A 21170-nucleotide genomic window follows, 5' to 3' on the forward strand; every position below is an offset into this window, starting at 1 on the left:
TGTCAGCAGGGCTTGCGCCAGACCCCCAGCTCCAGTTTCTTCTGCATCGACGACAGGCCCAGCCGCCGGGACTCGGCGCAGAAGGCACTGGTCGGTTCCCGGTACTCCACGTGGAACACCGCCTTGCCCGCCCTGACGAACGGGGTGAGGCGCGCGCACTCGTCGTACTGGGCGCACTCCTCGTTGACCGCGAAGTCGAAGTCGGCGAGCAGCTGCGGGATCTGCGGGAGGTCGTTCTTGAGACCCACCGACAGGCCGCGGTCATGGGCGAGGCCGGCGATCATGCGGTTGTAGCGGAGCTGGTCGGCGGCGGTGAGCCGGAAACCGGTGTCGTTGCCGTAGCCCTCCACCAGGTCGGGCTCGACCGCGTCGAAGCCCTTGTCCCGGCACATGTCGAAGCGCCGTTCCATGATCGGCCGAAGGACGGACAACCGGCGGATGTCCAGCCAGCGTTCGCCCGCCCAGCCGTTGCTCCTCCCGAGCACCGAGCGGGGGAAGTCGGCCCGGTCGGGCCGGAAGTCCTCCCACGCGCCGACGTTGACGTAACAGATGACCTTGCGCCCGGCGCGGTGCAGCCCGGCCACGTCCGCCTTCGAGTTCTCGAAGCCGTCGATGTCGTAGACGGGCACGTCCACCGTCGGTTTGACCTCCCCGTCCAGCTGCCACTGCCAGGCCAGGCCCGGCCTGGGCTGCCAGACGGCCGCGGCGGGGCTCGCCGCGGGGGAGTCCGACCGGGCGGGGGAGCCCGGGTGCGCGGTGGAGCAGCCCGCGAGGAGCGCCGCGGTCAGGGCGGCGGGCAGCAGGAGCCGGGGCCGAAGGCGGACGGGCGCCCTCATCGTCCGGCCTCCGCCCCGGTCAGGGCCGGTGTCAACGCGGCCCAGGGATTGGGTGGTTCGCCCGTCACCGGGCCGCACACCGCCGCGCCCCGCTCGTGTGCGGTGCGCACGGCGAGCGGGACCAGGGCCTCGGGCACGCCGTAGACCAGGTGGCACAGCCGCTCGGGCGGCTGCCGGCCGGCCCACGCCGGGCGGGTGAACGCCGACACGTACGTCGACCAGTGGCCCTCGAAGGTGACCGTCAGGTCGGCGAGCCGGAGGTAGCCCGGTGCCGGATGGACGCCCGGGTTGAGCACCACCGTGCCGGCTCCCGACCTCCGTACGGCGCGCACCAGTCTGCGGCAGGCGGGCAGCCCCTGCGGGGTCGCGGTCACCCGGTCGAGGAAGCAGCCGTCGGTCGCGTACCACTCCTCGTGCCGGCGCACGTCCTCGACGACCTGGGCCGGTCCGCGCATGCCGTAGTCGGTGTCGACGTAGCCGAGGAGGAGCGCCCCGGCCGTGCGCAGCGCGTCGGCGGCCGCGGCGAACGCCGGGTCGGGGCGGTCGCCGGGGCCGTTCGCCGGGTTGAGGACCACGCCGTGGGTGTGGTGCGCGGCGGTGATCAGGCGGTGCCAGGCGCCCGGGTCCTCCGCCGGGTGCACGTACAGCGGAATCAGCAGGCTCACCGCGTACCGTCACTCTCCCAGAGGGCGGCCACCGCGTCGTCCAGCGGGTGGGCGGGGCGCCAGCCCAGGGCCAGCCCGGCGGCGGTGATGTCGGAGCACTGCCACGACACCCGCGCCGAGCGGACCGAGCCGGTCCGGCTCTCCTCGACACGGCCGCGGAAGCCGGCCCGGCCGGCCAGGGCGTGCACCAGCCCGCGCGCCGGGACGGCCCGGCCGCCGCCGACGTTGAGGACGGGCGGCAGCGGTCCGGGTGCGGTGGCCGCCAGGACCACCGCACGGGCCACGTCCCGTACGTCCACGAAGTCGCGGTACGCCGACAGGTCGCCGAGCCGCAGGACCGCCTCCGGGTCCGGCCCCGCCTCGCGGAGCAGGGCGGTGATCCGGCCGGGCAGCGAGGCGGCCGGCGCCCCGGGCCCCACCGGGTTGCCCACCCGCAGCACCACCGCGTCCAGGCCGGCCGCGGTCACCGCGGCCGTGCCCGCGAGCTTGGTCGCCCCGTACGGGCCCACCGGGCTGGTGGGCGCCGACTCGGTCACCGGGGCGTCCGGGACGCCGGGGCCGTACTCGGCGGCCGAGCCCAGGTGCACCAGACGGGCCGCCGGGGCCGCGTCCCGCAGCGCGGCGCACAGCACCGCCGGGCCGCGGGCGTTGATCTCGGCGAGGGCGACCGCGTCGCCGCCGGTCGCGCCCGCGCAGTTGACCACGGTGTCGGGTGCGACCGCCGCCAGTGTCTTGGCCAGCTGTTCGGGACGTACGGTGGCGAGGTCGACACGGTGGTCGTTGGCGGCAGCGCGGCCGCCGCCGAGGACCTGCGCGCCGGGCACGGCCCGCAGCGCGGCGGCGACATGGGTGCCCAGGTAGCCGGTGTGGCCCAGGACGAGAATGCGCATGACTCGGTCAGGCTCCCTTGAGCAGCAGCGACTTGCGGGTGGTGAACTCGGCGTTGGCCCGGTCGTAGTCGTCCGGGCGGCCGATGTCCAGCCAGTACCCGTCGAACTCGTAGGCGTGCGGGGGCGTCTGGGCCCTGAGCAGATCCAGGACCAACTCGTCGAAACCGAGCGGGAGTCCGGGCGTGTAGTCGTCGAGCGTGGCTCGGGACAGGCCGTAGACGCCCATGGAGACCCGGTAGTCCAGGCTCGGTTTCTCGGTGAACGCGACCACCTTGCTGTCGTCGGTGGTCAGCACCCCGAAGTCGATGTGCACCTTGCGGGCGTAGGCGGCGATGGTCAGCGGGGCACCGGAGGCTCTGTGCCGGCCGAGGACGTCGGCGTAGTCGAGGTCGGTGAGGATGTCGCCGTTCATCACGAGGAACGACTCGGGCAGCCGGTGGCGCAGGTTGAGCAGCGGGCCCATCGTGCCCAGCGGACTCTCCTCGGTGGCGTAGTCCACGGCCACGCCCCACTGGGAGCCGTCGCCCACGTAGGCGCGGATGATCTCGCCGAGATGCCCGATGGCGAGGGTGACGCTGGTGAAGCCGGCCGAGGACAGCTGGCGCAGCACGATCTCCAGGATCGCGTGCTGGTCACCGATGGGCACGAGCGGCTTGGGCAGCGCGGTCGTGTAGGGCCGCAGCCGGACACCCTTGCCTCCCGCCAGGATCACTGCGTGCATGGGGTTCCTCCTTCGGGTACGTGCGCAGACGTGCCGGACGGGGTCAGATGTTGTAGATGCCGGTCTTGTAGCGGGCGAGGTTGGCCGGGTCGCGGAAGAACGCGGCGGTCTGCACGAGGCCCTCCTCCAGGGAGTGGGCGGGCCGCCAGCCGGTGGCCGCGGTGAGCCGGCTCGCGTCGGCGACGAGCCGCATCACCTCGGAGTTGGCCGGGCGGATCCGGGCCTCGTCCGCGCGGACGTCCACGGCGGTGTCCATGACCTTGCCGATCAGTGCGACCAGGTCGCCGACCGAGATCTCGCCGCCGGTACCGGCGTTGAAGGTGCGGCCCACCACCTGCCCGGCGGGTGCCGAGCCGACCGCCAGGAACGCCTGGGCGGTGTCCTTGACGAACGTGAAGTCCCGGGTGGGACGCAGGTCGCCCAGGGTGATGGTCCGTTCCCCGGCGGCGAGCTGCCCGATGACCGTGGGGATCACCGCGCGCATCGACTGCCGCGGCCCGAAGGTGTTGAACGGCCGCAGCGTCACCACCGGGGTGCCGAAGCTGGCGTGGTAGCTGTCGGCGAGCCGGTCCCCGCCGGCCTTCGAAGCGGCGTACGGGGACTGGGTGTTGATCGGGTGGTCCTCGGTGATCGGCACGGTCTGCGCGGTGCCGTACGTCTCGCTGGTCGAGGTCTGCACCAGCCGGGGCGTGCCGAGCGCGCGGACCGCCTCCAGGACGTTCAGGGTGCCGGTGACGTTGGTGTCCACGTAGCTGTGCGGGGCCCGGTAGGAGTACGGGATCGCGATCAGCGCGGCCAGGTGGTAGGCGGTGTCGGCGCCTTCGAGCAGGCCGCGGACCGAGCCCGGGTCCCGGACGTCGCCGAGGACGATCTCCACCTGGTCCAGGACGTCCGGGGCGAGGGTCTCCAGCCAGCCGTACGAGGAGAAGGAGTTGTACTGGGCCATGGCCCGCACCCGGTGCCCGGCGGCGACCAGCGCCTCGGTGAGGTGCGAGCCGATGAAGCCCTCGGCCCCGGTGACGGCGGCGAGCGGTTGGGAGGTCAACTGCGTGTCCTTCCGGTCGGTTGAGCATGGGGGGTGTGACTATCCGTGCGGGGCGGGGCGGCCGAGCAGCGGAAGGGCGCAGGCCGCGAGAGCCACCGCGGCGGCGCCGCAGCACAGCGGCAGGGCGAGGCCGGCCCCGGGGAGACGCAGCAGGGTGGCCGCACCGGCGACGGCGGCGGCCGTGAGACAGAGCGCGGCCGACGGCCAGGCAGCGCCGAACGCCTGGAGCAGCAGCGCCGTCCACAGGGTGGCCGCGAGCAGCAGCAGGGCGGCCGGGTCGGCGCCCGTGAACAGCGCGGCGGGCAGCAGCGGCAGGAGGTACAGGAGCAGGCAGAGGGCGAGGATCGCCGCGGAACGCAGCAGGAACGCGGCGGGGGTGGCGGTGGCGCGCAGCGCGGCCACCGACAGCCCGCGGTAGCGGTACAGCAGCCACTCCGCCGGTCCCATGCTCACCGTCAGCACGATCACCGCGTACGGTGCGTGCGGTTCCCGGACCCCTTCGAGCAGCACCAGCACTCCGGCGGCCAGTCCGAACAGGCCGTACGGCAGCGACCACCGCATCTTGGGACGGCTCGCCGCGGCGGTGGCCGGGACGGCGAGGGTGCGCCACAGCACCCAGGCGGTGACGCCGAGTGTGGCGGCCAGGGCCAGCGCCGGCAGCCCGGCGCGCAGCAGGCTGCCCGGCTCCCGCCAGGGCAGCACGGCCGCCCCGGCGATCAGCGGGCCGAGCGCGGCCAGCAGCAGCCGCTCCCGGGCCAGGACCAGGAGCACGCCCGCCGCGGCCAGGTAGGCGGACTGGGCCGCCGCGGCCAGGACGACCGGCCCGCCCCCGGCGGACACGGCGGCCGTCCCCGTGGCCAGCGCCGCCCCGGCCGGGGCACCGAGCAGCAGGGTACGGCCGGCCTCGTGCCGGCCGGCCGCCATCCGCAGGTGGGCGCGGTGGCCGAGGGCCTGACCCCACGCCCAGGACACCAGCCCCGCCACGATCAGGGCCGGGGCGTGCCCGGCCGTGTCCCACAGCGGCGCGGTCAGCAGATAGGCCAGTCCGGGCAGCGCGAACAGCACGCCCCGCAGCAGGCAGCGCACGGTGTCCGGGCGCCACGGGTCGGCCGCGGGCGCGGGTTCCGGGAACGTCCTCGGCACCCGTTCGTAGAGCGCGGAGGCGAGCGAGAACAGGTTCGGGTGGCCGTACCGCTCGTTGATCACGGCGGCCGACAGGCCCTCCGACTCCAGCAGGGCGGCCACCTCGTAGGGGTGGACGGCGGGGCCGATGCGGTCGGCGAGTTCGGCGGCGAGCTCGCTGATCGCGTCCTCGTCCGGGCCGCGCCGGGGCAGCCGGATGGTCAGCGTGGTGTCGTCCAGGGCCCAGCGCGGCCGGCGACGGCGCGGTGGCCGAGGCTCGGCCAGGCGCAGGGCGAGCGTCTCCTGTTCGGAGCCGCGGGGTTCGAGGGACATCGGTCCGCTCACAGCGCCACGCTCCCGGTGACCGGCTCCGGGGGCAGCGCGGCCGGGGCCTGTTCGACCGCCGACTCCCGTGTCCGGCCGGGCAGTTCGAGGTAGATGGCGCGGAAGGTGTCGATGGTCTGCCGGAGCGTGAACTGCTCGATCACCCGCAGCCGGGCCGCCTCGCCCATCGCCCGGCGGCGCGCCGGATCGGCCAGCAGGCCGAGGGCGGCCGCGGCCATCGCCGCCGGGTCCCGGGGCGCGACGACCAGACCGGTGTCGCCGACCGCCTCCCGGACCCCGCCGACGTCGGTGGAGACGGTCGCCCGCCCGCAGGACATGGCCTCGATCAGGGTGAACGGGAAGCCCTCGCTGATGCTGGAGAGCATCACGACGTTGCCGGCCGCGTAGGCGTCCTTGATGTCGTCGACGCGGCCCTCGAAGGTGACGGCGTCGCCGTGCCCGAGTTCGGCGGCCAGCGCCTCGCAGCGCTCCCGGTAGGCCTCGCCGCCCCGGGGGGTGCCGCCGAACAACCGCAGCCGTGCCTCCGGGAGTTGGGCACGGACCAGTGCGAACGCCCGGATCAGGGTCTCCAGGTCCTTGATGGGGTCCACCCGGCCCGCCCAGCTCAGCGTGGGCACCTCCGGCTCCGGTCCGGCCGCCGGGAACGCGGCCGGGTCGACGCCGTTGTACACGGTGCGGATCGACTCCGGGTCCGCGCCGCCCTCCTCCTCCCAGAGCCGGTTGTAGCGGTTGCCCGGGGTGATCAGGGCCGCCCTGCGGTAGGACTCGTGGGCCAGCAGCCGGAAGAAGCCGAGCACCACCGCCTTGACCGGCCAGCGATAGGGCGCGGTGCGGTAGCCGAGGTAGCGTTCGCGCAGGTAGACGCCGTGCTCGGTGAGCAGCAGCGGGACCCCGTGCCGTTCCAGCGCGGCCAGGCCGGGCAGCGCGGCGACGCCTCCGCTCACCGCGTGGGCGACGCCGGTGGTCGGCAGCGGAGCGGTCAGCGGACGCAGCGCGTGCTCCAGGAGCGCGGTCGTGGTGAGCGCGTCGTGCAGGGTGGGCCGGGCCTCGCGCACGGCGACGCCGGGCCGGTTCCACAGCGAGGTCAGGACGCTGATCGCCGGGTCGGTGCGCAGAAACGGGCTGAGCGTGCCGTCCGCCGCGGCGCGCGCCATGGCGTAGAGGGCGGCCGGGAAGCCGTGTTCCTCCCGCGGGTCGAGCAGTGCGGCCAGGAACCGGCCGTAGGCGTCGGCGAGTTCCCGGCGGGCCCGGCCCCGGGGCGCGCGGCCCGCGGGCGGGTCGCCCCACATCGGTACCGACCACACGTGCGAGACGTGCGCGGGCAGGTCCCAGACGACGGGCTCGCGTCCGGTGCCGGTGACGGCGACCACGTCGAAGTCGATGTCGGGCATGCCCTGTACCAGCTGGTCGCACCAGACGCTGACACCGCCGTGACTGTGCGGGTAGGTGCCTTCGGTGAGCAGGGTGACGCGCGTAGTGCGCAGGGGCGGCGCGCCATGGGGAACGGGCATCGGTGTGCTCCACGGCCGAGGTGTGGGGTGGTCGTGCCGGTCCCGGCCGCCGGGTGGGCGGCCGGGACCGAGGTGCGGATCTCGCTTCGGTCGCTTGGTGCTGCGGAGCGCCGTTCAGTTGCCGACGGTGGCGGGTACCGGCTCGGTCACGCCCGCGGGGACCCGGGTGCGGGGCGCGGGAGCCGTGGCCGGGGCGGCGGAGCTGTCCGCGGTGACCGCCGGGGTGGCGGTGGTGGCGGTGGAGGTGGGCAGGGTCAGGCCGATCGCGGTGCCGTCCGACGGGGTCCAGCCGGAGACCGCGCCCGCGTACGCCGAGCCGAACGCGGCGGCGCCCACCGTGGTCCCGGTCGGCAGGGTCGCGGTGACCTCCAGGCCGGCCGGTGCCTCGACGGTCACGGCGTCGCCGACGCGGTAGGCGGTGACCTGGCCGGCCTGGAGCGCGGCCTGCCAGTCCGCCCGGCGCTTCAGCTCGGTGCCGATGTCCTTCATCCGCAGGTTCACCACGGGGGTGTTGTCCGCGAACAGGGCCTGGTAGCCGTCGAGCACGCCGTTGAGCACCGGGTAGGCGATGCGGTCCTCGGTCAGGTTCGACTGGTGGATGTAGTGCGGCCTCGGGTCGTTGGAGAGCACGTGCCCGAGGTTGATCCTGGTCTCCAGCGGCACGATCCGGTCGGTGTAGCCGGTGCTGGTGTCCAGCGGCGCCGACAGGCAGGTCGTGGTGGCCGGGTTGTCCTCGCAGACCCCGCTGCCGCCCTGGGCGCGGCTGGTGTACAGCCAGTTGTACTCGTCGACCTCCTCGGAGGCCTTGGCGGTGTTGTAGAAGACGTTCATCGGGTAGCGGGGCACGGTCTCGGCCGCGCCGACCTGACGCTGCTGCGGGTCGCGGGAGTTGTCCGACCCGAGCCAGTCGACACCGTTGGCGGCGAGGGCGGGCGCGAGGTTCGGGTTGTCGTCGGGCTGCTGCGGCAGGATCCGCATCCCGGAGTGCTCGCCGGTGACCAACTCGTCGTTCTCCAGGGGGAGTCCGTTGGTCTCGGCCCAGACACGGTTGTTCGCGATCTCGTCGGAGATGTCGTTCTCGGTGACCCACTGGGTGCTGCCGTCGGCGTTGGTCTCGCAGACCCAGGGCACCACGGCGGTGTTCTGCACGCAGCCGAGGAAGGCGTGCGTGTAGGTGTGGTTGATCCAGCGGAAGTCGTTCTTGTCCGTGATCAGTCTGTCGGCGAGCTGGTCGACGCCGTTGTTGTCCTCGCGCTGGTCGACGCTGCCGGAACCGTTGAAGGCGAGGTCGAGGGTGAAGTTCCTGCTCTGCTCCCAGGCCACCGCGTAGTCGACGTCGGCCGACGTCATCCGGATCGGGTCGGCCGCGGCGCCGGGGTCGGTGCAGTCGACGTCGCCGGGCGTGCAGTTGAGCTCGCTGTTCCAGCGGTCGTCCGCGGCGAACACGTCGTCCACGTGCACGGCGAAGTAGTTGCGGGAGGCCCCGAGGTGCACCCCGCCGGTCATCCACTCGACGATGCCGCGGGCCAGCAGCCGGAACTGCTCCTGGTACTCGTTGTAGACGAAGGTCACCACGAGCTCACGGCGGTTGTCGTGCCGGTACTCGCCGACCAGGGAGCCCTTGGTGGAGGTTCCCGGGATCGTCGCCTCGACGTAGGGGGTGAAGTCCGCTCCGGCCGCCGGCTGCGCGAGGTAGGCGTAACTCTCGCCGACGGAGGGGTCGTTGTCCTCGAAGGGGACCGTGCCGTCGAGGTAGCCGAAGGGGCCCGACTTCCCGGCGGCGGTCACGTCGGCCTGCGTGCCGTCGATGCTGCCGGAGTAGCCGGTGCTGCCGACCGGATACTGCAGACCGGCTTCCGGGCGCGCGTAGGTATAGGCATCGACCTGGGGTATCTGGTAAACCTGTTCGTACGCTGTGAGGGCCGCCATCTCGCTCGAACCGGTCGCGAACGGGTTGTCGTCGGGCAGCACCACGGCCTGGAATTTTGCGCGCGCCCGTCCGTCGACGGTGTCCGCGAGAAAGCCCGCGTCGATGACCTGGCGTCCGGACTGCGTCAGGTCGATCTCGGTGAACGGCGTTCCCTCGTCGGTCAGTTCGGCGGCGATGGCGGCGGTCGACGGGCCGCCGTCGCTGACCAGCAGGACCCGTAAGTCGATTCTGGGTGTGTCGTCCGCGTGGGCCGCGCCGGCCGGCAGGCCGAGCGCGGCGATGAGCGCACCGACCGTGAGCACGGTCGTGCGTATGGTCCGCTTCATGCGGTGAAGTCCCCTCCCCGGACGAGGGTGAGTACGGCTCCGCAGAGCGCGGACGCACCCCTTGCGCCCACGCCGGCTTCCCCCTGAGAGGCCGGTCGTCGACGCATCCGTCGCGTCACATAGTGGTGTCCGTGTGTAGCGTTCGTGGTCGCGTTGCGAAACATGACGGAAAAGAGCAGGCGACCAACAGCCTTTGGAAGCAACCGAGTTGGCCGTTTCTCCGTCCGCGGTGCAGGCCGGGTCCCCGACGGGGGAGTGAGGGCCCGGCCCTGGGTCGTCGGCTGATCGCTGACCTTTTCAGGTCATCCCCGACACTCCGTCAGGCGCACAGGACGCGCGTCTCGGGCGTGTAGACCGGGCCGCCGCTCGTGTTCGTGGAGTCGCTGAACTCGGCGTAGTAGTACGAGTAGAAACCGATGTTGCCGTTGCAGCCGGAGTCGGCGGCCACGCTGAGCGTCAGGGTGACGGTGCGGCTCTGGCCGGGCGGGACGGTGGCGCCGTAGTCGGTGCCGAGGTTGGTGGGCCCGGTGCCGGAGCAGGCGGTGGCGGTGCCGTCGGAGGCGGCCAGGCTGCAGCCGGTGAAGCTGTACTTCAGGTCGGGGCGCTGGGTGGTCAGGTAGGTCGGGTCGATCGTCTGGTACACGAACCAGATGTCGTAGGTCTTGTTGTTGGTGATCGTCATCGACAGGTTCACCGTGCCGCCGGGCGTGGTGGTCGCGGCGCTGGTGGCGAAGGTGAGGTCGGCCGGCGCCGGGTCCGCGCTCGCGCTCGGGGCCAGGCCGAACAGGGCGAGCGCGAGGGCGAGGACGGCGCCGAGGCCGAAGCGTCTCATCAGTGGTGATCGCATGGCGGGGAGGCTAGGCAGCCCCGCGCGCGGCCGTCTGCCCCGGACGGCCGGGCCGACACGCGCCGTGACCGAAAGCGCGCTCTCTGTGAAGATCGTGTGACCGGCGCGTGAAGGCGTAATCCGCCGGCAAAACACCGAAGTGCCCGGCGCTCCGTCCGGACCGCCGCACGGACCCCGCGACGGGGGCCGTCGCGGCGTCCCGCGCCGCGGTTATTGGCGCGTATCGGATGCACCGGACCGCCCTCCCGTCACTCCGCCCCCCGAGACTCTCGGCCAACCACCGATTTCCGGCCCGGCCGGCGGCGCGGTCGCCTCCCGGGGGTGTCCGGCGGCCGGTCCGCCGCATGATCCGGGCCGCTCGGGGGCATCCGGAGACTATGGAAGGCGCGCCTGTGATCGTGCAGCCGCCCGGCCCCGACGGCGGCCGGCGGGTCACCATCCGCGGGGAGTACGTCGGCATCGCGTACCACCTGCTCGACATCGTCGAGTTCCTGCGTCGCGCGGGCCTGCCCGAGGCCAGTACGACGGTCGACGATCCCGAGCTGATCGAGTGGCGCGGCATCGGCCCGCAGGCCTGGACCGCCACCGGCTGACCCGGACCGGGTCGGCGGCCTTGTTCGACTCTACGAACTTTCTGCGTGACGGGTGCACATCAGCGGCCTCGACTGATAGGAAACCTTCCTATCGGTGAAACTCCTCAACCCCCCACTGGAGCCGCTGTGCGGAACCCGAACGACACCACCACGACCAACCCCGTCCTGACCTCCCGCCGCACCCTGCTCGCCCTGCTCGGCGCGTCCGCCGTCGGCGCGGGAGCCGTGCTGCTGCGCCCGGCGCACGCCTCCGCCGCCGCCCCGGCGGCCGCGGGCTGCGTGGGCCTCGACGACCCGGCGAAGAAGGAGATCGCCATGAAGCTGGTGTCGAGCGCGGAGAACTCCTCGCTCGACTGGAAGGCCCAGTACAAGTACATCGAGGACATCGGCGACGGCCGCGGCTACACCGCCGGGATCATCGGCTTCTGCTCCGGCACCGGCGACATGCTCGACCTCGTCCAGCTCTACACCGACCGCAAGCCCGGCAACGTGCTCGCCAAGTACCTCCCCGCCCTGCGCCGGGTCAACGGCACCGACTCGCACAGCGGCCTGGACCCGAACTTCCCGGCGGACTGGCGCAAGGCCGCCCAGGACACCGCCTTCCAGCAGGCCCAGAACGACGAACGCGACCGCGTGTACTTCAACCCGGCCGTGCAGCAGGGCAAGACGGACGGCCTCGGCACGCTGGGGCAGTTCACCTACTACGACGCCATCGTCATGCACGGCGACGGCGACGACCCCACCAGCTTCCGCAACATACGCAAGCGCGCCCTCGGCCACGCCAAGCCGCCGGCGCAGGGCGGCAACGAGACGACGTACCTGAACGCCTTCCTCGACGCCCGGGTGTGGGCCATGAAGCAGGAGGAGGCGCACAGCGACACCACCAGGGTCGACACCGAGCAGCGGGTCTTCCTGAACAAGGGCAACCTGTGCCTGAACACCCCGCTGGACTGGAAGGTGTACGGCGACAGCTACCACATCGGCTGACACCCCCGGGCTGTCGTACCGCACCCCCATGCGGTACGACAGCCCGGAGGCGGTTCCCCCCTCGCAGTGGTCCCTACGGCTTGATGCCCACCCCGGTCCACAGGCTGACCTCCACGTCGGTGGCGTTCGGTTCGCTGTCCGGGCGCCAGCGGTGGGCCATCGAGACGCCGGGGTCGAGCAGTTCGAGCCCGTCGAAGAAGCGCGTCACCTCGGCACACGAACGGAACCGCACGGGGGTCCCGGCGTTGTTGTAGATGTCGGCGACCTTGCCCCAGGAGTCCGGGTCGAGGTCGGGCGTGACGTGGGTCAGGGCGAGGGCGCTGCCCGAGGGGAGCACGGCCAGCAGCCGGGCCACGATCCCGTACGGGTCCTGGTCGTCCGTCACGAAGTGCATCAGGGCGTTGAGGGACAGCGCCACCGGCCGGTCCAGGTCCAGTATCTCGGCCAGTTCGGGGGCGTCGATGAGCGCCTGCGGGTCGTTGACGTCCGCCTCGATGTACGTGGTGCGGCCCTCCGCGCTGCTGCGCATCAGGCGCTCGGCGTACTTGAGGACCAGCGGGTCGTTGTCTGCGTACACGACCCGCGCGTCGGGGACCACGGACTGGGCCACCTGGTGCAGGTTCGGCTCGGTGGGGATGCCGGTGCCGATGTCCAGCCACTGGCGGATGCCGTGCTCCCGCGCCAGGACCCGGGTGGCCCGGTGCATGAACGCGCGGTTCTCCCGGGCGGCGACGAAGACACTCGGGTAGGCGGACGCCACACTCTCGGCCGCCTGCTTGTCCACCTCGAAGTGGTCCTTCCCACCCAGGTAGTAGTCGTACATGCGGGCGGAGTGGGGCCTGCTGGTGTCGATGTCCCGCGCCGCGTGCGTGTTGGTCATCCTGAACCTTTCAAGAGGGGGAGCGTGGGGGAGAGGTCAGCCGGTGGTGAGGTGGTCGGCGAGGCCCCGTTTGACCCCCGCGACGAACGCGGTGATCTCCTCCGGGGTGTAGATCAGCGCGGGGCCGGCCGGATCCGTCGACTGCCGCAGTGCGATCCTGCCGTCGGCGAGCTGCTTCGTCTGCACGCACTGACCGCCGTTGGGACCGCTCCAGGGCGACTCCCAGCCCTGTTCCCCCAGGTCCGTTGCGGGCATGCCGTTGTACACGTCGTGGACACTGCCGTCGAAGGAGGTGCCGTCGAAGGAGGCGCCGAAGGTGGTCATGAGTACTCCTTGCGCATGCGGTTCAGGAGCGCCCTGCTCTGCGCGTCCGAAGTGAGCAGGGACATGCGGTTGTGCGCCTCCAGGTGGGCGACGACGTCGGAGCGCTGGTCCAGGTACATCGCACCGGAGAGGACCTCGGTGTAGACCACGTCCGGCAGTTCGGGCTCCGCGAAGCGGAAGTAGGTGAACGGGGCGCACACGCCCACATGGGCGCCGGCGGTGAACGGGACGACGTCGACGCTGACGTGCGCGAGTTCCGAGGCCTCCAGCAGCCGGTCGATCTGCTCCCGCATCACCTCGGGCCCGCCGACCACCCGGTGCAGCACGGCCTCCTCCATCACCACCCACAGCGTCGGCGCGTCGGAGCGCTCCAGCAGGACCTGACGGCGCAGCCGCAGGTTCACCCGCCGCTCCAGGTCCTCGTCGCTGTCGTTGGGGAAACCGCCGCTGAGCACATGGCGGGCGTACTCCCGGGTCTGCAGCAGCCCCGTGGCGTAGTGCGGCTCGTACGTGCGCAGGGTCGTCGCGCCGGTCTCCAGGCTCACGTAGGCGCTGAACCAGGTGGGCAGCACGTCCCGGTAGGTGTGCCACCAGCCGGGCTCGTTGGCCCGCTCGGCGAAGGCGACGAACTCGTCACGCTCCTGCCGGTCGGCGCCGTAGGTCTCCAGCAGTTTCTCCACGTAGAGGGGCTTGAGGGTGACCTCCGCCTTCTCCAGCCGGCGGATGGTCAGGGGGGTGACCCGAAGCGCCCGTGCCGCATCCTCCAGTGACACGCCCGCTCCCTGCCGCCGCTCCTGGAGCCTGCGGCCCAGGATCATGCGCAGCACGGTGGGCGCACTGGTGCTCCCCGCGCTCGAACGGCCTTCGTTCACGCCCTACCTCCTGAGGGACTGTCACCCGGTCGAGTGTGACAGGCACTTGCTGAAGCGGCCAGACCGATACCGGCATGCTGAAATTATCAGGGAGTCGGTTGCAGCCTGAACTTGCATGCGCGCATGATTACTTGAGTAAATCGCGGCCACGATCACGGACGGCACCACGCACCACGCACCCCGTGCGGCCGTTGCCGAGTCCTGCCCCGCTCTGCCGCTCTGCTCCGCTCGTACTGCCTGCTCTGCCTGCTCTGCCAGCTCAGCCCGCTCTCCGCCGCGCCCGTCTTACGGAAGGCAGCCATCGTGTCCCCCCACGCGACCACCCCCCGCGACCTGTTAGACGTAGACGCTCCCGACCGTGCGCACTGGCTCGAACTGCCCTCGCACCGCTCCAGCGTCAGAGTCGCCCGCCGCTCCGTGAGAGCCCGGCTCACCGGGTGGGGACTCTCGCGCGAGCTGTGCGAGGACGCGGTGCTGCTGGTGTCCGAACTGGCCACCAACGCCGTCATCCACACGCTGAGCGTGCGGATCCTGTGCGGCATGGGGCTCGTCGGTGACGGATGCGTGCGGCTGGAGGTCCACGACCACGACTACTCCGGCCGCGGCCTGCCCCGGCGCGACCCCGGGCCCGACGACGAGGGCGGCAGGGGGCTGCTGCTCGTCGAACAGCTCGCCGACTCCTGGGGTGTCGACCGGTCGAGGCTCACCAGCGGTCACGCGGTGTGGGCGACGCTGACGGTGTGACGGTATGACGGGGGAGGTCAACAGGGCTGTCAAGGCACGGAGTTGCCGATTTCGTGCGGGTGTACGGGCCCGCATATGATCTTGGTCGTGACTGTGCAGAACTCTGACAAAACGCTCTCCCGTAAGCAGCGACTGCAGGAGAAGCAGCGCCGCCAGCTGGCGGTGGTGGACACCGTGGACAAGGCCGAGGTGAAGGTCCGCAAGGCGGAAGCCGAACTGGCCGTGGCCGTCGCCGAGGCCGTCCAGGTCTTCGGTGACGAGCGCGCCGCCTCCGAGGGGCTCGACATGCCCGTGGAGGCCGTACGCCGCTTCGTCGGCATCGCGGCACACGAGACCGCCCTCGCGGCGGCGGACGGTGCCGACGGCTGACCCGGCCCGGGGCCCGTGCCCACGCGCCGCCGGTGAGGACTCCGGCCGGCGCGGCACGGATCCGGTCACGACCACCGCAGGAGGTGGCCCTCTTCCCCGGCCGATGCCGGTGCCCGCGCTGGGCGCTGCCGGCCGGGGGGCCGCCGTTCGGGTGATTCGCGCGCTCCTCTTCCGGGCGCGAAACCAAGGAATGCGGGCCTGACGGCTCCTGCCGGGCACTCGCCCACGCCCATGGGACAAGTGGCAGACAACGCCTCTATCCGGACAAACTGAATCCGCCGGTTCGTGATCAGGAACATCCCGTTCTCCAGGAGATCGCATGGTGGAACAGTCCTCCGAGGTCGTTTCGGAGCCGGATGAACCTGCCGTCGTCCTGACCGGTACCGGCCCCGGAGGGGCGGAGACCGAGCGGAGACTCGCGCAGGCGCTGGCCGACCTCCTCGACACCGAGACCGTCCCGGTCGACGGCCACTTCTTCACCGACCTCGGTGCCAACTCCCTGGTCATGGCCCAGTTCTGCGCACGAATACGCAAGGCCGCCGACCTGCCCTCGCCGTCCATGCGGGACATCTACCGGTACCCCACGGTCCGGAGCCTGGCGGCGGCACTCGGCGAGACCGCCCCCGCCCCCGCCGATCCGGTGCCCGCCCCGCAACCGCCCGAGCCGTCGCAGGCACCGGGCCCGCGCCCCGCCCGGTGGAACCATCTGGTCTGCGGAACCCTCCAGTTGCTGGTCTTCCTGGGCTACTCCCTGGTCTCCGGATACGTCACCGCCACGGGATACGAGTGGATCGCCGCCGGCAAGGGACTTGCCGATGTCTATGCGCGGTCGCTGCTCTTCGGAGGCGGCGCGTTCGTGGCGCTGTGCGCATTCCCCGTCATCGCGAAATGGCTGCTCGTCGGCCGCTGGCGCCCCCGCGAGTTCCCCGTCTGGGGACCGACGTACCTGCGGTTCTGGCTCGTCAAGGTGCTGCTGCACGCGAACCCGATGGTCTTCCTCACCGGGACCCCGCTGTACGTGCTCTACCTGCGGGCCCTGGGCGCCCGCATCGGCAAGGGCGTCACGATCCTCTCCCACTCCGTGCCCGTCTGCACCGACCTGCTGACCGTCGGCGCGGGCACGGTGATCCGCAAGGACTCCTCCTTCCTCGGCTACCGGGCGCACGCCGGACACATCCAGACCGGCCGCATCACCCTCGGCACGAACGCCTTCGTCGGCGAGAAGACCGTCCTGGACATCGACACCTCCGTCGGCCACGGCGCCCAGCTCGGCCACTCCTCCGCCCTGCACCGCGGCCAGAGGGTCCCGGACGGCGAGCGCTGGCACGGTTCCCCCGCGGAACCCACCAGGACCGACTACATCCGGGTCGCCCCGGCGAACTGCGGCACCCTGCGCCGCGCCTGGTTCGGCCTCGGCACGCTGCTTCAGCTGCTCCTCGTGTACGTGCCGCTGGCCGTCGGCGGCGCCTACATGCTGTTCACCGAAGTACCGGTGCTCGGCAAGCGGCTCGACTCGACCACGGCGGCACTCGGCTGGACGGAACTGCTCCCCGACGCACTGCTGCTCTCCGCCGTGCTGTTCTTCGGGTTCCTCGTCCTGGGACTCGTGGCCCTGTGCACCCTGCCGCGCCTGGTGGGCCTCCTGGTCAGACCCGACAAGGTCTACCCGCTCTACGGGTTCCACTACGCGCTGCAGCGGACCACGGCCCGCATGACCAACGTCAAGTTCTTCGCCTGGCTCTTCGGCGACAGCTCCTACATCGTGGGCTACCTCCGCGGCATCGGATACGACCTGTCGCGGGTCGAGCAGACCGGGTCGAACTTCGGCACCGAGGTGCAGCACGAGACACCGCTGCTGGTCACCGTCGGCAGCGGGACGATGGTGGCCGACGGCCTCTCCATCCTGAACGCCGACTTCTCCAGCACGTCCTTCCGGCTGTCCCGGGCGTCGATCGGGGCGCACAACTTCCTGGGCAACAACATCGCCTATCCGGCGGGCGCGAGAACCGGCGAGAACTGCCTGCTCGCGACCAAGGTGATGGTGCCGCTCGACGGCGAGATCCGGGAAGGCGTCGGGCTCCTCGGCTCACCCTGCTTCGAGATCCCCCGCTCGGTCGACCGCGACGCCGGCTTCGACCACCTGCGGACCGGCGAGACGTTCCGCCGCCGGCTGGCCGCGAAGAACCGCTACAACCTCTGCTCCATGGCGCTCATGCTGTTCGTGCGCTGGCTGCACACCTTCGCGCTCACCCTGTTCGGCCTCGCCAGCGTGGACCTGTACGGCGTGGTCGGACACCTGGTCATAGGCGGTTACTTCGCACTCACGCTCGCCTTCTCCGCCGCCTACTTCGTCCTGGTGGAGCGCTGCCTCGCCTCGTTCCGCGCGCTGCGCCCCCGGCTGTGCTCCATCTACGACCCGTACTTCTGGTGGCACGAACGGCTGTGGAAGGTCCCCGACCACTTCCTCAACCTCTTCAACGGAACCCCGTTCAAGAGCCTGGTCTGGCGGCTGCTGGGGGTGCGCATCGGCCGCAGGGTGTTCGACGACGGCTGCTACCTGACCGAGCGGACCCTCGGCACCATCGGCGACGACTGCACCCTCAACTCCGGCAGCAAGATCCAGTGCCACTCGCAGGAGGACGGCACCTTCAAGTCCGACGTCACCACGCTCGGCGCCGGCTGCACGCTGGGCGTCGGCGCCCATGTGCACTACGGCGTGACCATGGGCGACGGCGCGGTGCTCGAGGCCGACTCCTTCCTCATGAAGGGCGAGGAAGTCCCCCCGCACGCCCGGTGGGGCGGCAATCCCGCGGTGGCCATGCCGGACGGCGGCAGCCGGTCCGGTGGCGTCGCCCGGGTCATGACAGCAGCCGACGCCGCCACGGCGACCGTGAGCTGAGGAAGGTCATTCGATGGGAACGCGCGTGGAGACGGACCGGGAGTTCTGGACCCGGACACTGACCGCCGGCGGCGCCACCGCCGTGCCCCGATGGGCCCGGGAACCGGCGCCGGGAACGGCCGGACACCGGACACCGGTGCCGGACGACGTGACGCGGGCGGCGCGTCAGCTGGCCGGTCAGCGCGGCCTGCCGGTCGGCGCGCTGCTGCTGGCCGCCCACCTCAAGGTGCTGGCCGCGCTCTCCGGCGAGCCGGACGTGGTCACGGGCCTCGTCACCGGCGCCGGCGAGCCGCTGCCCTGCCGGGTGTCCGTCCCCCCGGGAAGCTGGTCGGCCCTGCTCACGGCGGCCGCGCACGCCGAGGCGGAGGTGTCGGCACACCGGGACCACCCGGTGGCGGAGCTGCGAGGCGAACTCGGCCTCACCGAGCCCCCGTACGAATCCGCCTGGGGTCCTTTCGGAGTCCAGGCGACCCACGCCGACGGGAGCGTCCTGGACGTGCGCTGGTCCGACCGGGACGGCCGGCTGACGCTGCACGTGCGGTACCGCACCGACGTCCTGGACGCCGAGGCCGCCGCCCGCATCGGCGGCTACCACCTCACCGCGCTGCGGCTGCTGACCGCGGACCCCGACGCCGACCACACCCGGCAGAGCCTGCTCTCCGCCGAGGAACGGCAGGAGCAGCTGGAAGGCCTGGCCGGGCCGCACCGCCCGCTGCCGGACGCCCGCGCCCACGAACTGTTCGAGCAGCGGGTGCGGGCGCATCCGCAGGCCGTGGCGGCCGTGCACGGCACCCGGGAGTGGACGTACGACGAACTCAACCGGCGCGCCAACCGGCTGGCCCGCGCCCTGCTGGCCCGCGGCCTGGGCCGGGAGGACGTGGTCGCCGTCGTCTCCGAGCGCACCCTCGACTGGCTCGCGGCGGTGCTGGCCGTGTTCAAGGCGGGCGGCGTGTACCTGCCGGTCGAACCGCACTTCCCGGCCGGCCGCATCGAGGCGACCCTGTCCCGGGCCGGATGCCGGCTCGCCCTGGCCGAGCCCGGCAGCACCGGCACCCTGGACGCGGCGCTGGCCGCCCTGCCGGCCGTCGAGAAGCTGCCGTTCGACACGGCGTACGCCGAACCGCACGCCGACGACGACCCCGGCATCCGCGTCGAACCCGGCCAACTCGCCTACATCTACTTCACCTCAGGCTCCACCGGCGAGCCCAAGGGCGCGATGTGCGAGCACGCGGGCATGCTCAACCACCTCCACGCCAAGATCGACGACCTGGAGATCGGCGCGGATACCGTGGTCGCGCAGACCGCACCGCAGTGCTTCGACATCTCCCTGTGGCAGCTCGTCGCCCCGCTGCTGGCAGGCGGCCGGACCCTGCTCGTCGAGCAGGACGTCATCACGGACGTGGCCCGGTTCACCGACACCCTGGCGCACGGCCGGGTCGGTGTGGCCCAACTCGTGCCGTCGTACCTGGAGGTCGTGGTCTCCTACCTGGAGAAGCACCCGCGCACCCTGCCCGACCTGCGGTACGTGTCGGTGACCGGTGAGGCGCTGAAGCGCGAACTGGTCCAGCGCTGGCTGGCGGTCCAGCCGGGCATCGGCCTGCTCAACGCCTACGGGCTGACCGAGACGTCCGACGACACCAACCACGAACTGCTCCGGGAGGTACCCGACCGGGTCCTGCTCGGCCGGGCCGTCAACAACGTCCGCGTCCACGTCGTCGACGAGCACCTGGCACTGGTACCGCTGGGCGCCCCGGGACTCATCGCCTTCTCCGGCGTCTGCGTGGGCCGCGGCTACGTCAACGACCCCGAGCGCACCCGGGAGGCGTACCGCACCGACCCCTACCGGCCGGGCGGACGCCTCTACCTGGGCGGCGACTGGGGGCGCTGGCACCCCGGCGGCAAGCTGGAGTTCCTCGGCCGCCGGGACAGCCAGGTCAAGATCCGCGGGTTCCGGATCGAGATCGGCGAGATCGAGAACTGCCTGCTGCGGGTGGCCGGCGTCCGGGACGGCGCGGTGGTCGTCGCCGAGCGGACCGGCGGCGGCAAGCAGCTCATCGCCTTCTACTCGGGTGACCGGCAGGACCCGCAGGCCCTGCGCGAGGCGCTCGGCGCGACACTGCCCGCCTACATGGTGCCCTCGGCCTTCCACCGGCAGGACGGCCTCCCGCTGACCGCCAACGGCAAGATCGACAAGAAGGCCCTGACCAGGCTGGCCGAAGCCGCCCCCGCCGGCGAGGCACACCGGGCGGCCGCGGGGCAGCTCGGCGGGGCCGAGCGGAGAGTGGCCGCCGCCTGGGCCGAACTGCTCGGCGTGCCCGTGGCACAGATCGGCCGCACCGACCACTTCTTCGACTCCGGCGGCACCTCCCTGACCGCGGTGAAACTCAGCCTCGCCCTCGACCGCGCCGTGTCCCTGAAGGACATCACCCGGTACCCGGTCCTCGCCGACCTGGCCGCCCTCCTCGACGGCCCGGCCCGGCAGCGCCCGGAGCTGCTGCTGACCCTGGCGGACACGAGCGGCACCCCCGAGGGCGCCCTGGTCTGCTTCCCGTACGCGGGCGGCAACGCGGTCAACTACCAGCCGATGGCGAGCGCGCTCGCGGGCAGCGGCCTCACGGTCCTCGCCGTGGACCTGCCCGGCCACAACCTGGCCGAACCCCCCGAGCCGTTCGCGCCCGTCGAGGAGGTGGCCGAGCAGGTAGCCGCCGAGATCACGGCACGCGGACTGACCCGGGTCCTGCTCTGGGGCCACTCCTCCGGAACCGCACCGGCCGTCGAGACGGCCAGGAGGCTCCAGCAGCGGGGCGTGCCCGTGGAGCGGCTGTTCCTCGGCGCGCACCTGCTCGGCACCGCCGCCGGACGGCACACCGCCGTCACCCAACTGGCGCACCTGAGCGACGCCGAGCTCGCGGCGCGTCTCGCCGCGGACGGCGGCCACCCCGAACTCGCCGAGCTGAACCCGCGGCACGCCGCCCACATCGCCGCCGCCTACCGGCACGACTGCGTCGCGGCCCACCGCTACTTCGGCACGGCCCTGGAAGCCCCGCCGCCCGCCAAGCTGTCCGTCCCGGTCTCGGTGGTCGTCGCCGCCGACGACCCGCACACCGCCGGCCACGCCCGGCTCCACCGGGACTGGCTGCTCCTGGCCGACCGCGTCGAGCTGCACGAACTCGCCGACGGCGGCCACCACTTCCTGCGCACCCGCCCCGCCGAGGCCGCGCAGGCCGTCCTGACCACCGCCCTCCCCCTCGCCTCCTCCTGATC

Annotated in this window: 18 protein-coding genes; 6 read left to right on the forward strand and 12 right to left on the reverse strand. The window is 72.3% G+C overall.

The genetic code is table 11. The features are described from left to right. Positions 1–2 precede the first annotated feature (2 nt). The 9 genes from ACIQVL_RS21525 to ACIQVL_RS21565 all read right to left on the reverse strand — a co-directional run bounded on the left by ACIQVL_RS21525 (position 3) and on the right by ACIQVL_RS21565 (position 10238). Complete coding sequence (locus ACIQVL_RS21525) at positions 3–836, reverse strand: endo alpha-1,4 polygalactosaminidase (protein ID WP_403443368.1); 834 nt, start codon at positions 834–836, stop codon at positions 3–5. After that, complete coding sequence (locus ACIQVL_RS21530) at positions 833–1501, reverse strand: spherulation-specific family 4 protein (protein ID WP_403476093.1); 669 nt, start codon at positions 1499–1501, stop codon at positions 833–835. Before ACIQVL_RS21530 ends, ACIQVL_RS21525 begins: the two co-directional genes overlap by 4 nt. After that, positions 1498–2391, reverse strand: coding sequence for an NAD-dependent epimerase/dehydratase family protein (locus ACIQVL_RS21535; RefSeq protein ID WP_403476094.1), 894 nt, complete (start codon positions 2389–2391; stop codon positions 1498–1500). The genes ACIQVL_RS21530 and ACIQVL_RS21535 overlap by 4 nt, the downstream gene beginning before the upstream one ends. 7 nt (positions 2392–2398) lie before the next feature. Then, positions 2399–3112, reverse strand: a complete 714-nt coding sequence (locus tag ACIQVL_RS21540) for an NDP-sugar synthase (protein ID WP_403443361.1) — start codon at positions 3110–3112, stop codon at positions 2399–2401. 43 nt (positions 3113–3155) lie between these two features. Then, positions 3156–4157 carry a GDP-mannose 4,6-dehydratase gene (locus ACIQVL_RS21545; RefSeq protein WP_403443358.1) on the reverse strand — a complete coding sequence of 334 codons (1002 nt, stop codon included), beginning with the start codon at positions 4155–4157 and terminating at the stop codon, positions 3156–3158. A gap of 39 nt (positions 4158–4196) precedes the next feature. After that, positions 4197–5624, reverse strand: a complete 1428-nt coding sequence (locus ACIQVL_RS21550; protein WP_403476095.1) for a hypothetical protein — start codon at positions 5622–5624, stop codon at positions 4197–4199. Next, positions 5621–7135 carry a GT4 family glycosyltransferase PelF gene (pelF, locus tag ACIQVL_RS21555; RefSeq protein ID WP_403443352.1) on the reverse strand — a complete coding sequence of 505 codons (1515 nt, stop codon included), beginning with the start codon at positions 7133–7135 and terminating at the stop codon, positions 5621–5623. The genes ACIQVL_RS21550 and pelF overlap by 4 nt, the downstream gene beginning before the upstream one ends. 114 nt (positions 7136–7249) lie before the next feature. Further along, positions 7250–9391: a hypothetical protein gene (locus ACIQVL_RS21560; protein ID WP_403443349.1), complete on the reverse strand. Its 2142-nt coding sequence runs from the start codon at positions 9389–9391 to the stop codon at positions 7250–7252. Between the two features lie 319 nt (positions 9392–9710). Then, positions 9711–10238: a hypothetical protein gene (locus tag ACIQVL_RS21565; protein ID WP_403443346.1), complete on the reverse strand. Its 528-nt coding sequence runs from the start codon at positions 10236–10238 to the stop codon at positions 9711–9713. Between the two features lie 392 nt (positions 10239–10630). On the opposite strand from ACIQVL_RS21565, the gene ACIQVL_RS21570 reads away from it, so the two are divergent. Both ACIQVL_RS21570 and ACIQVL_RS21575 read left to right on the forward strand, forming a co-directional pair. After that, on the forward strand, positions 10631–10831 hold the full coding sequence (locus ACIQVL_RS21570) for a hypothetical protein (RefSeq protein WP_382729210.1): 201 nt from the start codon (positions 10631–10633) through the stop codon (positions 10829–10831). Between the two features lie 126 nt (positions 10832–10957). Beyond that, a complete protein-coding gene (locus tag ACIQVL_RS21575) occupies positions 10958–11818 on the forward strand; it encodes a chitosanase (protein WP_403443343.1) in 861 nt (286 codons plus the stop codon). Between the two features lie 73 nt (positions 11819–11891). Here ACIQVL_RS21575 and ACIQVL_RS21580 read toward each other — a convergent pair whose 3' ends face one another. The 3 genes from ACIQVL_RS21580 to ACIQVL_RS21590 are packed head-to-tail and all read right to left on the reverse strand — an operon-like array spanning position 11892 to position 13894. Further along, positions 11892–12698: an SAM-dependent methyltransferase gene (locus ACIQVL_RS21580; protein WP_403443340.1), complete on the reverse strand. Its 807-nt coding sequence runs from the start codon at positions 12696–12698 to the stop codon at positions 11892–11894. A gap of 36 nt (positions 12699–12734) precedes the next feature. Continuing rightward, positions 12735–13022: a DUF397 domain-containing protein gene (locus ACIQVL_RS21585; RefSeq protein WP_403443338.1), complete on the reverse strand. Its 288-nt coding sequence runs from the start codon at positions 13020–13022 to the stop codon at positions 12735–12737. Then, a complete protein-coding gene (locus ACIQVL_RS21590) occupies positions 13019–13894 on the reverse strand; it encodes a helix-turn-helix domain-containing protein (RefSeq protein ID WP_403476096.1) in 876 nt (291 codons plus the stop codon). The genes ACIQVL_RS21585 and ACIQVL_RS21590 overlap by 4 nt, the downstream gene beginning before the upstream one ends. 303 nt (positions 13895–14197) lie before the next feature. Between ACIQVL_RS21590 and ACIQVL_RS21595 the strand changes: the two genes are divergently transcribed. From ACIQVL_RS21595 to ACIQVL_RS21610, 4 genes are all read left to right on the forward strand, one after another. Next, positions 14198–14638, forward strand: coding sequence for an ATP-binding protein (locus ACIQVL_RS21595; protein ID WP_403443332.1), 441 nt, complete (start codon positions 14198–14200; stop codon positions 14636–14638). A gap of 87 nt (positions 14639–14725) precedes the next feature. Next, positions 14726–15007, forward strand: a complete 282-nt coding sequence (locus ACIQVL_RS21600; protein ID WP_403443329.1) for a hypothetical protein — start codon at positions 14726–14728, stop codon at positions 15005–15007. Positions 15008–15326: 319 nt separating this feature from the next. Then, a complete protein-coding gene (locus ACIQVL_RS21605; RefSeq protein ID WP_403476097.1) occupies positions 15327–17906 on the forward strand; it encodes a Pls/PosA family non-ribosomal peptide synthetase in 2580 nt (859 codons plus the stop codon). A 13-nt stretch (positions 17907–17919) separates the two neighbouring features. Next, positions 17920–21168 carry an amino acid adenylation domain-containing protein gene (locus ACIQVL_RS21610; protein WP_403476098.1) on the forward strand — a complete coding sequence of 1083 codons (3249 nt, stop codon included), beginning with the start codon at positions 17920–17922 and terminating at the stop codon, positions 21166–21168. The last annotated feature ends 2 nt before the right edge of the window (positions 21169–21170 follow it).

Source organism: Streptomyces sp. NPDC090499, assembly GCF_044769305.1.
GTDB lineage: Bacteria > Actinomycetota > Actinomycetes > Streptomycetales > Streptomycetaceae > Streptomyces.

Bases quoted from the DNA above. Each gene is read 5' to 3' on its own strand.
- ACIQVL_RS21535 (WP_403476094.1), bottom strand. From the start codon at position 2,391: ATGCGCATTCTCGTCCTGGGCCACACCGGCTACCTGGGCACCCATGTC.
- ACIQVL_RS21540 (WP_403443361.1), bottom strand. From the start codon at position 3,112: ATGCACGCAGTGATCCTGGCGGGAGGCAAGGGTGTCCGGCTGCGGCCC.
- ACIQVL_RS21560 (WP_403443349.1), bottom strand. From the start codon at position 9,391: ATGAAGCGGACCATACGCACGACCGTGCTCACGGTCGGTGCGCTCATC.
- ACIQVL_RS21610 (WP_403476098.1), top strand. From the start codon at position 17,920: ATGGGAACGCGCGTGGAGACGGACCGGGAGTTCTGGACCCGGACACTG.
- ACIQVL_RS21605 (WP_403476097.1), top strand. From the start codon at position 15,327: ATGGTGGAACAGTCCTCCGAGGTCGTTTCGGAGCCGGATGAACCTGCC.
- ACIQVL_RS21580 (WP_403443340.1), bottom strand. From the start codon at position 12,698: ATGACCAACACGCACGCGGCGCGGGACATCGACACCAGCAGGCCCCAC.
- ACIQVL_RS21525 (WP_403443368.1), bottom strand. From the start codon at position 836: ATGAGGGCGCCCGTCCGCCTTCGGCCCCGGCTCCTGCTGCCCGCCGCC.
- pelF (WP_403443352.1), bottom strand. From the start codon at position 7,135: ATGCCCGTTCCCCATGGCGCGCCGCCCCTGCGCACTACGCGCGTCACC.
- ACIQVL_RS21585 (WP_403443338.1), bottom strand. From the start codon at position 13,022: ATGACCACCTTCGGCGCCTCCTTCGACGGCACCTCCTTCGACGGCAGT.
- ACIQVL_RS21565 (WP_403443346.1), bottom strand. From the start codon at position 10,238: ATGCGATCACCACTGATGAGACGCTTCGGCCTCGGCGCCGTCCTCGCC.